The sequence below is a fragment of the Ktedonospora formicarum genome (assembly GCF_016587355.1).
Lineage (GTDB): Bacteria > Chloroflexota > Ktedonobacteria > Ktedonobacterales > Ktedonobacteraceae > Ktedonobacter > Ktedonobacter formicarum.
The window spans coordinates 634,655-648,703 of the sequence record NZ_BNJF01000004.1 but is presented as its reverse complement, the minus strand read 5'-3'; the positions used below and the strand labels follow the sequence as shown (position 1 = coordinate 648,703).

Here is a 14,049-nt window from a genome sequence, read left to right as displayed (position 1 = left end):
AACAAGAAAAATGAAGAATATTGCTGAGGTATAAGAAGGGTCTAACGCAAAGTTGATGATTCAAAGATGTGCTCGCCTAGCGAGACATTTTTAGCCGCGTCGCAGCACCCGCTTTCGCAGGGTTTGGAAACCTGCCCGGCCATAGGACTGGCGCTTGAGCAACTTCAATCGGTGAATGTGCCCCTCAACCGGGCCCTGAGACCAGGGGAGTGTGAGTCCCGCTTTGACCGCGTCGTAGTCTTTTTGCAGACCCCGCGCGAAATTTTTCAGCTCGGTGACTTCCTGCTCTTCAACCTGGGCAAGCCAGGCATCTAATCGTGCTCCTTGGCGCTCCCGAAGCATGGTGGCAAATGCTTGGAGCAGCGTGAACGTCTGAGCAATCATCGGGTCAGCTTCACAAAGGCGAGCCAAGTAGGCGTTTTGCCAGTCCAGTCGCTGTTCCTCTGTAAAGGTCATCCAGCGCGCCACTTGAAGCGCTGTTGGTGGACGCCTCACCTGCGCATCTTTCTTGGTGGCAATGGTTTCAGGAGTTGGCTCAACCCGTTTGAAGCCTCTTGGCTTGTCGAGTACCTGATATAATGGTTCTCCCGCACTTGTCGTGCTCAACTTTTGGGTTACTGGTTCGTAAAGAAAGAAGAACGAACATTTGTCTTCATCAGGAGCCTTTTCTTGCATTCCATTCCCTTTTTCTTCCCAGGTTTTACGGTGACAGAAGTGGTCGCTACCGAAGAAAAATTGACAATCTGTGCGACCTCCCAGAAGGAACAGGCCCACTGCCCTGCTTGCCAACAGATTTCACATCGTATTCATAGCTATTACCAGCGCTGTCCACGTGATTTGCCCATCAGCGGTCAGACGGTTCGACTGCGCCTTCGGGTGCGACGCTTTCGCTGCCAGAACACAGCGTGCAGAAAGCAGACGTTTGTTGAGCCATTGCCCAACCTCGTGGGTCATACTTCTCGGCGAACGTTTCGGTTAACGCTTTTGTGGACGGTCTTCGCTCTTCAGAGTGGAGGCGAACCAGGAGCACGACTGCTTAAAGCTGTGGGAACATCGGTGAGTCCTGATACCCTCCTGCGTCTGGCCAAGACAAGCCCCATCGTGGAAAGTAGCGTCCCTGAGATCCTTGGCGTGGATGATTTTGCATTTCGTCGAGGGATGAAGTATGGGACGCTGCTCATTGATTGGGAGCGTCACCAGGTCGTTGATCTTCTGGTTGATCGAACGGCGGAAACCCTGGCGAGCTGGCTACGAGCGCATCCAGGTGTGAAGTGGATCAGCCGAGATCGTTCGAGGGAATATGCTCGTGGAGCACACCTTGGAGCACCAGAAGCCCAGCAGGTCATGGATCGATGGCATGTGATCAAAAATTGGCGCGAGGCTCTCGAACGCGTTGTCAGCCGCCTCTACTCCGAACTCGAACAACGTCTCCAGAAGCCATCGACCCCCTTCAAGAAGCGCAAAAAGCCGCGCACGATCCACGAACAGGCAACCTCTGATGCCGCACGTGGGCAGCGCCTTGCCCGCTACGAAGAAGTGCTCTCGTACTCCCAACAAGGACTCTCGATAACCCAGATTGCCAGACAGGCCCATCTGACACGAACAACAGTCTACAAGTACCTGGACGCCGAGAGCTTTCCCGAACGCCATCCACGGTCACCGTCTCCTGGAACTGGCAAGCTCATTGCTCCCTACACGGCCTACCTGCGAGAACGGTGTGCCCAGGGATGCCAAAATGCGCAACAGCTCTACCGGGAAATCCATGAACAAGGCTTCTCAGGCAATCCCAGGACGGTGCTCCGATGGTTACAAGCACAAGGACTGTTTCCTCGCCGGTACGAACTACGCCAATGCGCAAGAGGATTGGGGAAGGCCAGCAGAGCCAGAAACCTCTCACCCCACAACAGAATTGGATGGAGAAACACATCTTGTACCCGCTTCCCAGGAGGAGGGTCCTGGAGAACCAGTGGGCGACCTCCCATCGGCTCGCCAACTTTCCTCTCTCTTTGTCAAAGACCCGGCGCATGTAGAAAGCCATGACCAGCTGTCTCTTGCCTTCATTCGCCAGGAAAAAGAACTGGAACTAGCGTATCAGTTGACCCGACAACTTCTCCAACTCATGAAGAACAAACAGGGTGAGGAGGCCGCTGCCTGGATCAGTATCTGCTCCCAATCAGGGATCTCAGAACTGGAAGCCTTTGCCCTCGGAATCCAAAAAGAACAGCCTGCCTTCCTTGCTGCATGCTCTTTGGCTTACAACAACGGAATGGCTGAAGGGTTTGTCAACAAGCTCAAACATATTAAGGGCTCGATGTACGGGCGAGGCAGCTTTGAGTTATTACGCCAACGAGTACTTCTCTCGGCTGCATAACTGAGCACGACAAGTGCGGGAGAACCAAGAAAATGGGGACTTGACAAAGCCACGTGGCTTTTCATGGCTTCTTCTTTCTCACTGCCTACTTAATTACCGAAAGATCGTTATGTGGATAAGACGGCAACACATGAGAAAAATGGCGAAAATAGCACATCAAGTTCGGCTCATATGCAAGAGAGTCTCTGTGTACATTGAAAGAAGATTCGTCTTCACATGGGCATGACGTGTCTATGACTGAGAGATATGGTGTGCTGGAATTTTCGTCATCTGATGCGACCCGAAGTTGCCAGGGACCTAGAAAGGCTGACAAAAGACCTGGCAGAGCTGTTAGGGATCAGGCTCTAGGAGTGTATGGTGAGAAGAATAGAGAGGCAAATCTGCTCCTCCTCGTCCTTCTCACCATGACTCACTGAAGAGATATCTCTACAATCTCAGGCGGACCAAATCCATCTTTTGAGGATTTTTTTGCGAGAGAATTATAGCGAAGATCGCTTCTTTCATTCCCATGTATATGATGCAGAGCATCCTCTTTTCTCAGAACCACCGAAACAGCAGAAGCTATGCTCTCCCTGCAATCCCCTCAGCGGTGATTCCAATCACAAAACAGAGATCATCTTCCAAGACATACATCACATCATCTCCATGACTGCGATACTTCCAGATCACTTTGCCCTTCATCCCATTAACAAGCATGATAATCTCATTCATCCGATATACACCATCACTCACCAAATCCCCAAACACTTCTCGATAGTGCCGAAAGAGCGTCATCCTCTGCTCAACAAGATCCATGGTTCCCTCCACTTTCTTTGATCTCTTGCGAGACGCTGTCACAACATCTTGAAATACCATACCACAAAAATTTCATCTTCATGACGCTTCTGGAGAAAGCCGATGACTCATCCTTATTTTCTTTATACTGTTTTTTATCCATTTACTATGAAATTATCGTAAAACATCTATAATAATATCTGAATGTACTGTGATGGGAGAATGAGGTGTGACGAGACATGTTGCACATGGATCGCTTCGCTTTTGTGCCGCCATCTGCATAGACTCAACATCAATTGACAGGGCGAGAAGGAGATTGAGCTGGTATTGCGAAACGAGGGGGCGTGAATGGTCAATATCAAAAGATTTATGCAGAATGACTGGAATGGATATGGTCGGGAGGCATTGCCTTAACTCCTGTCAGTTTGAGGCTTCATGGAAAAATGGCAAAATGCATTGTTTTTTAACACATAATCCCCTTCTAATGTGTTGGAGAAGTATCGTTTCCCTTGTGAAGGCACATTGATTTTCAGCCGATAATACGTCGAAAGCTTCACGTGTTGAGCCAGAATAGCCGATACGATGGGCAAGACTACAAATGGTATCCAGGAGTATCGCAACGGCTCAGAGGAATGCGAGCATGAGATGCTCACGCGTGGTACACAGACATGGCAGGCATGAGCGATAGATGATAAGTTGTGCTTGTTCAGATGAGATAGGGAAGAAACGCTCTTTGTGATGGTGCTGAAATAACTCTCTTCTTTATATATGAAGCGCTAGATGCAGTAGATGCAATGAATTGTATTTTCCTTCTCAAGGAAAGACAGAGGAATGACAAAATCACTTCGTACCCTCATCATAAAAAGCGAGGCGAGAATGCGCGGAAATGCGGTGGCTCTCATGGCATTGGCTGTTTTCTCGCCTGCCTTCAGTATACTCATGAGAACAATAGGTCCTTGATGCTGTCTACCAAGCCGCAAGCAAGCAGTATACTCTGTGATCTTATGCTGCAACTATCCAAGATGCCTCGAAGTGAGATTTTTCATTTTCCTTTCTCTCAAGAGGAATGCTTGAAAGCATCTCAACGAGGAGCATACACAGACATGTTGCCGAGACATCACGATCAGGTTGCTTGAAATCCCCTAAGCGAAAGATCATATTTTGCTCTTTTTGATTCATACTCAAATTACCCGGCACCAGCAGGCTCTCTCTTTGCCACCTGTATGGTTGCTAACGATGGGTCAAAGGATTCCTCAAACATGCCCAATTGCATCCCTTTTTGGAGATAGTCAATGACGGTTTGGGTGATGAGTTCTCCTGGTGCGATGCGTGGGATGCCTGGCGGGTAAGGGGTTACCATTTAGGCAGCAATCCTCCCAGCCGCTTGCTCAAAGGGAATATCTTCTGTCTCTCCAAAGAATGCCTTTGTTGGTGAGGTGACACATTTTGCATAGAGTTCGTCGAGCTTTGGTAGCATAATATCTGTCGGCTTTTCGCGATCATGTGCCCAGGTTGCCATGGCTTTTACCGCTGCGACAAGTTTTTCAACGGTTTGGCTCGTGTCGGCTATCGTTAACAAAGCCATCAGATGCCGTTCGTTCACGAGCTCGAAATTCACCTTGTATCGCTCTTCAATCCAATCGGATGCTTCATACCCACTCACGCCAAGACCGCTGATATCAAGAACTATTTTGGTAGTATCAAGTGCTTTTGCGCCAGGAGTGCCCAGATAGGACTTATCAAGGATATGAATCCCCTCGACAGACGAGAGTTCTGTTCTTACCCATGAGGATAATGCGAGTGCCTTGTCTAACAGCGCTTTTCCTTCCAGGGCCATCTGTCGCCTCGCTGCATCAGCGGATGCAAGGATAAGCGAAGACGGGCTCGTTGACTCAAAGAGTTTCAGACAGAGTTTGAAGCGATCTGGTTGAATAAGATCGCCTTGCATATTGATGATAGAGACCTGCCCCAGACCCGCCATCGTTTTATGAATACTGCCCATACTCAAATCTGCGCCACATGACATGGCTGTGGCCGGCAAATCTGGATGAAACGCGAAATGTGGTCCCCATGCCTCATCTACAATGAGTGGTATATGATGAGCATGACAAATGTCTGCCAGGGTTTTGGTGTCGCTGGTGATTCCATACACGGTAGGGCTGACAAGAATGACTCCTTTGGCGTCTGGATGCATCGACAAGGTTTGCTCCAGAGCCTCAGGAGTAATTTCCGTTTTCTATCTGCCATTCTTCATTGATTTCAGGTTGAAGGAAGATTGGATGTACCTCGCCGAGGAGGAGAGCCGCAATCACTGATTTGTGGGTATTGCGAGCAACAATGAGTTTTTCGCCAGAGTCAGCGACGGTCAGCATGGCTACATGGACGCTTAATGATGTGCCACCAATAGAATAAAACGATTGCTTGGCCCCAAAGGCGTCAGCAGCCAGTGCTTCGGCTTTGAAACGGGTCCCTCTTGACTCTTTACGATCATCGAGCCCGTGATGGGCTGGAATGTCATTGCGATACATCACATTGCCAAATGTTTCTGACATGAGATGGTCGATGCCCGCATTTCTTTTATGCCCAGGGATACCAAAGGAAATCTCCCCTTGCTTTTGAAAGGCTTCAATGGCTTCAACAATGGGCGCTCTTTTCTGGTCTAGCCGTTTTTTATGCATTTGCCTTCCACCTTTCTCTCTTGGCTTCACTGGCAATCTTCTCGCTTTCGCTCGCAGTAACGCTTTCTAGAGAGTCAGGCGAGACGTGCTGCCAACAAGGGGCTTCAACATATGAAGAAAACCTTCTTGTGAGATTACACAGAAAGCATGCTTCAATAGAAAAATTTGCTACTCATCTTCTATTGATCATTGCGGAAGTCTTCGTCATCACAGAAATACATATCCACGCCATTGGGAATGAATTGGTGACGCGGATATGCAGGAATTTTCTCGGCCCTCAACCTTGCTGAAAACTGAGTCTGTTCTATGTAGAGACTCGTTCGCGCAAGCGACATGTCTCAACTACGTACTGGGCCCTACCTCGCATAGGGTTGTTATACGAAGAGAGCGCTTGTGAGAAGAGGCGCTAGGCTTACTCACCTTTTTTGTGGCCTTCTTCTTTGTGATGCTTCAACGTTGTACGCGCCGCAACCTCTTCAGCTCGCTTTCCATACCGACCACTTTTTTCGGCTGACTCTTTAATATGCTCGTACATGCGCTCTTCTTTTTCACCAACGCCACGGACTGGCTTGCTTTTCTTTTGTTCAGGCATAACAACCTCTCTTTTTCTTGATGCTTAAACGGAAGTTCTACTTAGTGGTGCATCCACCAAATTAACGGATATTGGCCGGGATGGCAATCCCAGATGAACGACGAGGGCGATGACGCCGCTTTCGCCCCCAAACGAAAGGATGACGATGAGCGTTCCAGTAAACTGTCGCTCGATCAATAGCATCACAGACCTGTTCCCAGGTCTCGAAGCGCCGCCCTTTGAGCGCCAGGGAACGCAGCGTTTTCCACCAGGGCTCAATCAGGTTCAAGTAAGCTGCATAGGTCGGCTGGAAGACGAATTCCCAACGCGGATACTGCAAAGCAAACAGCAGGACATCGGTTGCCCGATGCATTGCCAGATTATCCAAGATCGCGTAGATGCGTTCGATGCTTTGGGGAACCCACTGCTCAACCAGGTTGAGAAAATCGATCCAGTTTTCCGTCGTTCGCCGGTCGTAGGGCCTCGTCAACGCCTCGCCAGTGGCAGGTTGAAAGGCACCAAAGATATACCCCTTGGCCCGGCGTCCATAGTCGATCTCCTGGCTGGCCCGCTCGGCGGGCTTGCCCTTCTCTGGAGCGGGCTGAGCATGAACCAGTTTCTTCCCCAGAAAACTTTTCGCCGACTCAGGGCCCATTTCATCGAGATTCACGACGGTGCTCCTCTTTGGTGGAACCGTGTAGAGGGTGGTGATGACCCCCTTTTTTGGCGAAGTCGGGATCAACCCGTTCGCCAAACCAATGCTCATCTTTGCGCCATCGCAGCCCTTCCGCCTGCAAGATTTCGTTGATCCGGCTGCGCTTGATGGCGATCCCTTTTTCCTCATTGAGGTACACCTCAAGCCGATCTAGGGTCCAGTGCCCAAAGGGCAAACCGAGGTCATCGGGCTTGGTAAGAGCGGTCGCCACCACGACTGAGACCTCCTGGGGACTATATGTTGGCGGTCGCCCGGTTCGGTCCTCATCAAAGAGTCCAGGTAATCCTGCCTCGTTAAAGCGATGGAGCCAGTTGCGCACGGTATTCTCCGCGACTCCTAACCGGGTTGCGATCTGGGGAACACGCTGTTGTTCGCTCGCCCATTGCACTATCTTGGCTCTTTCTACCTGCCTTGCTGGCGCTGTTCTAGAACGGCTCAAATGCTCTATCATCTTGCTTTCTTCGTCAGTCATCGCTCGTACTTGTAAAATCTTTGGCATGGAACACCTCACTTTTGAGATGTTCCTATTTTACCATTACTTGGTGGATGCACCACTTAGTACACGATGATATCAGGAGAAACGTTTTTGTCTGGAGATGTGCTATGCCGATTTCTGGGAATCCTACGGTTTCGCTGGGATCTGACAATGTCAAGAAATGCTGCTATCACTTTTTTGCAGTTTCAAGCATACCATGCAGGTGAGCTGCTGCTCGTTCAATATCCGTATATTTATACTGGCCTGCTCTGCTTTCCGCAGCAATGACTCCGCAACGATGTACCTTGTGAAAATCACTGAAAGGAAATTTGTATCGCCCTTTATTGTCTGCATCTTCGTCGGTGTCAACTCCCAGGTACCATTTCCCATATTCCTCAACAGTATGCGATTGTAAATACGCATTTTCTTTTTCTGTTGAGGGATGATGTTCACTCCACTGATCTTTCTCATCAATCACACATTTTCCTTGCTCGATCAGTTTCTTTGCATGTTCAAAGGCCGGTTGATTCAGTTTGACAGTCATATATCACCTTTCCATCTTTCTGTTTGCTTGCACAATGAGATGCGTGAGCTCTTGGAAAGAGCACAAACAGCATCAGAATGCATTTGCGCGTCCATAGGTCTGCTTTTCTTCTTTGTTTTCCCTCGTTTTCTCTTTGACACGCTTGAGCGGAATGAGAGGAAGACAGAAGTGGCAACTCACTTCTTTTTTGTCGTAGGTGAAACATCCTTGGATTCGAGGGGATTCTCATCACTGTGTCTCTGATGAGGCAGATGGGATTGTGCCCGCTGAGCAAGAAAGCTGTAATGCTGTTGTAGATGCTCAAGATCTTGCTCTTCGAGGTCTTCAGTATCCAGGATGGTGTTATTGGCCTGCTTGGTGGCGCGAATCAACTCGTCCAATTTGACTTGCATTGCTTCACTGTCCCGATTCTGCGTGTTCTGGATGAGAAAAACCATCAAAAAGGTAATAATGGTGGTCCCAGTATTGATGACCAGTTGCCAGGTATCACTAAAGTGAAAGAGCGGACCACTGATCAACCAGGCGAGGATAAAAAGGGCCGCTAAACCAAAGGCCAAAGGATGACCAAGCACCCTTGCCATGGATCGCGCGAAGCGGGAGAAGAGAGCATCGATGTGCATTATAAAATCTTCCTTTATTTGTGTTCTGTCGAGTGAGAGTGCCTCTACGATGAACACGAATCCCATCTCTTCGTAGATGTACCGTAATCTTTTATGGGCAGTCTCCATCAACGACTGGTGAGCATAGCGGTGGAACTTTGCAGGTTCCTGAAAACGCTCCCGAAGGTGCTTCTATCAGTCAGCATGGGGAAGAGCGACCAGAAGCGTTTGCGCTTGGCTTCTCACATGATATTGAGGCGATGGCGGAGAGGTGTACAAGCTAGCCGCAATGTGAGCTAGAAATTACGAGAAGTACTCTTACAGAACGAACGTCTTCGGATATTCAAATAAGCGAATCTCTGATCATATGCATGTGTCAGGACCTCGCTTATTCTCTGATATTGTGAGAATGGCACACCGTCAGAAGATAACGCACCTTTGGGGACACAACACTGCCTCTTCAACTCACGCGTAGTATCAAGAAATGGTCCAAGGCTTCCCTTTCTTTTTAGGGCCCATTGAATCTTCATCCTCATTTTGTACTTCATAACAAGCTCGCCTCATTTACGGCATCTGTTTGTAAGCACAGTATTGGCTCACCCCTGTATGCTGATGGAAGAAAGGATGAGGAATGCGTCGAATTTTTTATGAAAATGGCCTGTCTATAGTACTCTTCGCCTTGTTTCTAGCCTGCGTCATTGGGCAAAGCCTGACCGGTTATCAAGTCTATAATCAGGATCAACAAGAACACCATCAGCCTCAGGTGAAGTATGAAACATACCTTGTGAGCGGGTATTTACTCGAATCGCTTGCAGAGAATTGGGAGAGTGAGTTTCTGCAAATGGGGCTATTTGTTCTGCTTACAGCCTTCCTCTTCCAAAAAGGCTCGCCTGAGTCGAATCCTCTAGAGAAACAAGAACCTTCTCATAGAGGCTCTGCCGAGTCAACGCATACGCCGAGCCTTCCCTGGCCTGTACGTCGTGGAGGTATTATCTTTGTGATTTATCAGCATTCCTTGACCATTGCGCTATTGCTCCTCTTTGCAATTTCCTTTGTGCTGCATGCTATCGGAGGGGCAAAAGCGTATTGCCAGGAACAGATGGAACATGGAAACACACACTGTCCAGATGCTCTTCATTTTGTGGGGACAGCAACGTTTTGGTTCCAATCGTTGCAGAATTGGCAAAGTGAGTTTCTTTCCATTGGCATGATTATTGTGTTAGCCATCTTTCTCCGCCAGAAAGGATCTTCGCAGTCCAAAGAAGTTGCCAGCCCTCATGGAAAAACGGGGACATAGGAAGGTGGACTGAACCCAAAGGACCACTCCAGGCTTCCCTTTAGGTGAGCAATTGCTGGTAATATCGTTGTTCAAATTTGTCGGGAGGGCAAGAGGCCAGAGCCGAATGGAGGCGACGCTGATTGTAGGCGATCATCAAAAACGGCTTAATCTGGGTTCGTGCATCCTCTAGGTTACGATACTTGTTGACAAAGATCTCTTCAGTCTTGAGCGTTTTTATGAGGCTCTCCGCGTAGGAATTTGGTATGGATTGCCCACTTATCCTATGTTGATGCGAGCAGATAGACCTGAATGCAATCGAATGCCGGAGTTGACCTGTTTTAAAAGAGTTTTGCAAAGCAAAGGGTCATTTTTTCTCGTACATGAGCAAGTAGAAAATACCTCTTTAAAGCTGTACTATTGTGATATTCTTCTCCCTCCTCTTACAAGCCCAAAATAATCTGCCAGGATGTGGCGCGTCTGTCAAGATGTGTCCATTGAGGTGCCTGACAAGCAAGAAGGGTGGTGGAGGTGGATAGGGGTAGAACCTCACTAAGATATTGTTGGCGAATTGGCAAAAGCTAGGCAGCCACCGCAGGCTTGGCAGAAGCAACCAGCTTGGCAAAACGAGAAACGGGTGTTGAAGCAGGTCGCTGGCCTTTCTGCCATTCAATCGCACGAAGGACATTCATAGCGGTCGCCGTGAAAAAAGCCTGAAGTCTCAATTTCTTGCTCCCAAGATAACGTGCCTGTCGCATCTCACAGGTGCGGACCGCTTGCGCAACCGTCCCTTCAATCCCAGCCCGTGTTGCATACAGTGTCCGAAACGCTTTTGTTTCCTGGCGTTGGCGTGCCTCTCGTAACGCGGTGTAGCTTGCCTCATCTGGACGCAAAATCAGCACTTTCGCGGCCACTGGCGTGCATTGATCATGCAGAGGACAGCAGCGACACCGCGAAAGAGGAAACCGCACACGAAGACTGGGCTTTCCATGTCGATCAGGAATGTGCCCCCAGTCACGGCTGGTGTGTCCTGCAGGACACACCGCCTGTTTGGCTTGCCAATCAAGAAGAAATTGGCTCTGATCAAAACGCCCTGCTTCTTTTGAGGCCCATGATGTATCAGGCATGACAGGTCCAACAATGTCCACATGATAGCGTCTGTGGCTCTCTGCGAGCACCTCGGTATCGACATAGCCCATATCCATCAAGTGTTGATCTGGAAGCAGTTGCTGCTCATCGAGGCGAGAATGCAGTTCCCCAATGATGTCCCCATCGGCCCTGGTCGCGCTGGTGGATGTGACCTCGACGATCAGATGGGGAGCATCGGCTTCACAGGTCTCAGTAAAATGCACTTTGTACCCGTTCCAGGCCGTGCTTTTCTTACGGCTGTAGCGTGCCTCCACGTCATAAGGAGATGTGATCAGTAAAGCAGAGGGAGGCAGTTCTTTGTCCGCTCGCCAGGGCGTCTGGTCTTCATGGGCATGAAAGTGCTGAAGCCACACCCGTCGCAGTGTTTCAATGGCGTCAAGTTCCCCGAACCAGGGCATATGGCTTTGCGCGTAAACCATCTCCAAGAGCTGACGACCATCGGCCCCAATTGTTTCTGCCAGCTCCACTCGTTTCTTCTCGTCTTTAGGCAGGCGAAAATCGCTGAAGCGTTTCTCATAGCGTTGTGCCCACTGCGGGTCCATGTGCTCCAACAGCCACGTTGGCGCGACCTGGGAAAGCACATTGAGCGTGTGACGCATGGTCTCCCCAACGCATTCCAAGCGGCGGAGCGTGCGAATCGCAGCCAGCACATGCGTCGAATCGGTCCGTTGCTTGCCTCGTGTCTTGAGCCACCCCCGCCCACGGCACAGATCCAACAGGCGATCAAACAGGCGGCGTTCTGCACCATGAGCGAGCAACCGTCCTCGCGCATTCAGAAAGAACGGAGAAATCAAAACCGCTATCGGTCAATTCCAGGCTGAGCACATACTTCCAATCAATGCGGGTGCGCACAGCGTCAGCGGCTTGCCGATCCGTGAGACCCTCTGCATATTGCATGAGCGTGACCAGGGCAAGGCGCCATGGGGCTTGGGCTGGTTGTCCGCGGCTGGGGAAGAGATCCTGAAAATCGGTATCCTCGTAAAGTGTTCCTAGCTCATCTCGCATCCGCAACCATACGTTGCCCTTGGGCAGGACGGCATGCGCAACACGGACGGTTTCTTCGGGGAGAGCTGGAATTGGCTGGGGATGCATGGACATGGATTCCCTCCTGGTTGTCTCAACGCTTCGCTTCTCGTTCTTGTTCAGTATCTCATATTTCCTTCCCATCACGCTCAGACAATTCGCCAACAATATCTTAATGGTGTCCTACCGGAAAACTGCAACTAGGCGTCTTCCCATGCACACATCCTTCTCACTTTAACACATGTGTTGTGCATCTCTGCACCATATTGCGTGAAGGATCCATTAATAGGTATATACACCCCTTATAAAGAGTAGTGTTTCTTATCCATTCCTGGAAGGAACGTTGAGACGGAAGTCTTTCTTCTCACGTGCTAGAGGGCGAAGGGAGGAAGCTGTATGTCATCTGAAGTGATGAAACAGGACAAACTGCTGACGACGTTGCAATGTTTGCTCCAATTGCCAGCGACGAACGTCGCTGACACCTTTCAGCAGACAGCGCAGCTCATCACCCAGGCATTGGATGCAGAAAAAGTTGATGTGTTCCTCTATGATCCTGACACAGAAAGCCTCATCGCCTATGGGACAAGTGCAACCCCGTTGGGCAAAAAAGAAATATCCATTGGCTTAGATCGTCTGCCACTCTCCAGTGGGGGGCGAGTCGTCGAGGTCTATCAAACGGGCCAAGTCTACTGGACTGGACAAGCACAGCATGATCCCGAGGAACTGTCAGGAATGAAAGAAGATCTGGGGATCAAGTCAGAGATTCTGGTGCCCCTCTCTGTCCATGATGAGCGGCGAGGAGTCTTACTTGTTTCCTCAAGAGGGGCTCATTATTTTACTCGTCACGATTTGCCCTTTCTTGAAGCCATCACTCAATGGGTTGGAGTGATTCTCCACCGGGCAGAACTGGTGGAACAGCACACCAGAGAAGCTGCGGAACAGGCGAAATGTACTGCGGCTGAAGAAATCTTGACTGTCATGGCACACGACTTACGTAACTATCTCACCCCTCTGAAAATGCGGCTTGATCTTCTGGAACGACGCGCATGTCGAGACCAACAGGATGCTTATGTACGTGAGCTTCAAGCGGTCGATCTGATCGTCTCACGTTTGAGTCGATTGATTGCCAATTTGCTGGATGTCTCTCGTCTGAAACAAGGACTGTTTGCGTTGCACTGTCAATCAGTCGATCTGGTTGCGTTAGTGGAAGAGCTGGTTCCTATCTGGCACACGCTAGAACACCCCATTGAGATGCAGATCCCAGAGCGGCTCATCCTAATGGCAGATCGGGATCGTCTTGCCCAAATTATCGAGAATCTGCTCTCTAATGCAGCTACCTATGCCGAGCCACAGACACCTATTAGGATCTCTCTCACTCAAGAGCCGCACATTGATGGTCCCTGGGTCATCCTTATGGTGAGCAATCGAGGCTTGCCCATACCACCAGAGCATCTGGCAAGTCTCTTCCAACCATTTACCAAAGGAGACCATTCACAAGGATTAGGGTTAGGATTGTGGGTGTCTCAACGCATCGCTCAGGCACATCAGGGGGCACTCACGGCACACACTGAGGCTACGGGCACCAATCATTTCACGCTTTCTTTGCCACTCCAATGCAATGAGCCCGGACAGGAAGTATCATAAGCTGGTTTGAAACGGACAGGTGGGGCAGGAAATGTAGTGCATCTCTAATTTTTTGCACACCTGTGCGACCTGAAATATGAAGAGATCACGAGCCCATAAACTTCCAGTAGGGCTTCTTGTAGTACACACCACAGTATAAATTTTCCATACGAAGATACCGCTTTTTGAGCGTAATATAAGATTTTTTACTAAAAAAACAAATCTTTTTGAAACTATTTTTCATGATAAAA

General features: G+C 49.5%; 17 protein-coding genes. 4 read left to right on the top strand and 13 right to left on the bottom strand.

Annotated features, from left to right (window positions below; all coding sequences use genetic code 11):
- Positions 1-90 precede the first annotated feature (90 nt).
- A complete protein-coding gene (locus K3T82_RS49340; RefSeq protein ID WP_220198047.1) occupies positions 91-675 on the bottom strand; it encodes a transposase in 585 nt (194 codons plus the stop codon).
- Here K3T82_RS49340 and K3T82_RS34560 point away from each other — a divergent pair.
- Together K3T82_RS34560 and K3T82_RS34555 are read left to right on the top strand one after the other, a co-directional pair.
- On the top strand, positions 670-2,040 hold the full coding sequence (locus K3T82_RS34560; RefSeq protein WP_220198046.1) for an ISL3 family transposase: 1,371 nt from the start codon (positions 670-672) through the stop codon (positions 2,038-2,040). The two genes, K3T82_RS49340 and K3T82_RS34560, sit on opposite strands and share 6 nt — an antisense overlap.
- The gene (locus tag K3T82_RS34555; RefSeq protein ID WP_220198045.1) at positions 1,967-2,371 is read left to right on the top strand and encodes a transposase; all 405 of its coding nucleotides are present in this window, start codon (positions 1,967-1,969) and stop codon (positions 2,369-2,371) included. The genes K3T82_RS34560 and K3T82_RS34555 overlap by 74 nt, the downstream gene beginning before the upstream one ends.
- 561 nt (positions 2,372-2,932) lie before the next feature.
- Here the strand turns inward: K3T82_RS34555 and K3T82_RS34550 are convergent.
- The 9 genes from K3T82_RS34550 to K3T82_RS34510 all read right to left on the bottom strand — a co-directional run bounded on the left by K3T82_RS34550 (position 2,933) and on the right by K3T82_RS34510 (position 8,748).
- Positions 2,933-3,166, bottom strand: coding sequence for a hypothetical protein (locus K3T82_RS34550; RefSeq protein WP_220198044.1), 234 nt, complete (start codon positions 3,164-3,166; stop codon positions 2,933-2,935).
- Positions 3,167-4,331: 1,165 nt separating this feature from the next.
- A complete protein-coding gene (locus K3T82_RS34545; RefSeq protein WP_220198043.1) occupies positions 4,332-4,505 on the bottom strand; it encodes an Orn/Lys/Arg family decarboxylase in 174 nt (57 codons plus the stop codon).
- Positions 4,506-5,339 carry an aminotransferase class I/II-fold pyridoxal phosphate-dependent enzyme gene (locus K3T82_RS49335; protein ID WP_268886711.1) on the bottom strand — a complete coding sequence of 278 codons (834 nt, stop codon included), beginning with the start codon at positions 5,337-5,339 and terminating at the stop codon, positions 4,506-4,508.
- Between the two features lie 22 nt (positions 5,340-5,361).
- Positions 5,362-5,823, bottom strand: a complete 462-nt coding sequence (locus K3T82_RS49330; protein ID WP_220198041.1) for an aminotransferase class I/II-fold pyridoxal phosphate-dependent enzyme — start codon at positions 5,821-5,823, stop codon at positions 5,362-5,364.
- Between the two features lie 412 nt (positions 5,824-6,235).
- Positions 6,236-6,415: a hypothetical protein gene (locus K3T82_RS34530; RefSeq protein ID WP_220198040.1), complete on the bottom strand. Its 180-nt coding sequence runs from the start codon at positions 6,413-6,415 to the stop codon at positions 6,236-6,238.
- A 61-nt stretch (positions 6,416-6,476) separates the two neighbouring features.
- On the bottom strand, positions 6,477-7,064 hold the full coding sequence (locus K3T82_RS34525) for a transposase (RefSeq protein WP_220198039.1): 588 nt from the start codon (positions 7,062-7,064) through the stop codon (positions 6,477-6,479).
- Entirely contained in the window at positions 7,051-7,608 is a 558-nt protein-coding gene (locus K3T82_RS34520; RefSeq protein WP_220198038.1) for a helix-turn-helix domain-containing protein, read from the bottom strand. The genes K3T82_RS34525 and K3T82_RS34520 overlap by 14 nt, the downstream gene beginning before the upstream one ends.
- 166 nt (positions 7,609-7,774) lie before the next feature.
- Complete coding sequence (locus tag K3T82_RS34515; protein WP_220198037.1) at positions 7,775-8,128, bottom strand: hypothetical protein; 354 nt, start codon at positions 8,126-8,128, stop codon at positions 7,775-7,777.
- A gap of 176 nt (positions 8,129-8,304) precedes the next feature.
- A complete protein-coding gene (locus K3T82_RS34510) occupies positions 8,305-8,748 on the bottom strand; it encodes a low affinity iron permease family protein (RefSeq protein ID WP_220198036.1) in 444 nt (147 codons plus the stop codon).
- Positions 8,749-9,358: 610 nt separating this feature from the next.
- On the opposite strand from K3T82_RS34510, the gene K3T82_RS34505 reads away from it, so the two are divergent.
- The gene (locus K3T82_RS34505; RefSeq protein ID WP_220198035.1) at positions 9,359-10,024 is read left to right on the top strand and encodes a DUF6766 family protein; all 666 of its coding nucleotides are present in this window, start codon (positions 9,359-9,361) and stop codon (positions 10,022-10,024) included.
- Positions 10,025-10,064: 40 nt separating this feature from the next.
- Here the strand turns inward: K3T82_RS34505 and K3T82_RS50350 are convergent, their stop codons facing one another.
- The 3 genes from K3T82_RS50350 to K3T82_RS34490 all read right to left on the bottom strand — a co-directional run bounded on the left by K3T82_RS50350 (position 10,065) and on the right by K3T82_RS34490 (position 12,250).
- The gene (locus K3T82_RS50350; protein ID WP_220198034.1) at positions 10,065-10,361 is read right to left on the bottom strand and encodes an integrase core domain-containing protein; all 297 of its coding nucleotides are present in this window, start codon (positions 10,359-10,361) and stop codon (positions 10,065-10,067) included.
- A gap of 223 nt (positions 10,362-10,584) precedes the next feature.
- Positions 10,585-11,910, bottom strand: coding sequence for a transposase (locus K3T82_RS34495; protein WP_220198033.1), 1,326 nt, complete (start codon positions 11,908-11,910; stop codon positions 10,585-10,587).
- Positions 11,876-12,250 (bottom strand): transposase, encoded by a 375-nt coding sequence (locus tag K3T82_RS34490; RefSeq protein WP_220196749.1) that lies wholly within the window; start codon positions 12,248-12,250, stop codon positions 11,876-11,878. Before K3T82_RS34490 ends, K3T82_RS34495 begins: the two co-directional genes overlap by 35 nt.
- A gap of 321 nt (positions 12,251-12,571) precedes the next feature.
- Here K3T82_RS34490 and K3T82_RS34485 point away from each other — a divergent pair, with 321 nt between their 5' ends.
- On the top strand, positions 12,572-13,819 hold the full coding sequence (locus tag K3T82_RS34485) for a GAF domain-containing sensor histidine kinase (protein WP_220198032.1): 1,248 nt from the start codon (positions 12,572-12,574) through the stop codon (positions 13,817-13,819).
- Positions 13,820-14,049: the final 230 nt, after the last annotated feature.

Bases quoted from the DNA above. Each gene is read 5' to 3' on its own strand.
- K3T82_RS49340 (WP_220198047.1), bottom strand. From the start codon at position 675: ATGCAAGAAAAGGCTCCTGATGAAGACAAATGTTCGTTCTTCTTTCTT.
- K3T82_RS34550 (WP_220198044.1), bottom strand. From the start codon at position 3,166: ATGGATCTTGTTGAGCAGAGGATGACGCTCTTTCGGCACTATCGAGAA.
- K3T82_RS34545 (WP_220198043.1), bottom strand. From the start codon at position 4,505: ATGGTAACCCCTTACCCGCCAGGCATCCCACGCATCGCACCAGGAGAA.
- K3T82_RS49335 (WP_268886711.1), bottom strand. From the start codon at position 5,339: ATGCATCCAGACGCCAAAGGAGTCATTCTTGTCAGCCCTACCGTGTAT.
- K3T82_RS49330 (WP_220198041.1), bottom strand. From the start codon at position 5,823: ATGCATAAAAAACGGCTAGACCAGAAAAGAGCGCCCATTGTTGAAGCC.
- K3T82_RS34530 (WP_220198040.1), bottom strand. From the start codon at position 6,415: ATGCCTGAACAAAAGAAAAGCAAGCCAGTCCGTGGCGTTGGTGAAAAA.
- K3T82_RS34520 (WP_220198038.1), bottom strand. From the start codon at position 7,608: ATGCCAAAGATTTTACAAGTACGAGCGATGACTGACGAAGAAAGCAAG.
- K3T82_RS34515 (WP_220198037.1), bottom strand. From the start codon at position 8,128: ATGACTGTCAAACTGAATCAACCGGCCTTTGAACATGCAAAGAAACTG.
- K3T82_RS34510 (WP_220198036.1), bottom strand. From the start codon at position 8,748: ATGCACATCGATGCTCTCTTCTCCCGCTTCGCGCGATCCATGGCAAGG.
- K3T82_RS34505 (WP_220198035.1), top strand. From the start codon at position 9,359: ATGCGTCGAATTTTTTATGAAAATGGCCTGTCTATAGTACTCTTCGCC.
- K3T82_RS34490 (WP_220196749.1), bottom strand. From the start codon at position 12,250: ATGTCCATGCATCCCCAGCCAATTCCAGCTCTCCCCGAAGAAACCGTC.
- K3T82_RS34485 (WP_220198032.1), top strand. From the start codon at position 12,572: ATGTCATCTGAAGTGATGAAACAGGACAAACTGCTGACGACGTTGCAA.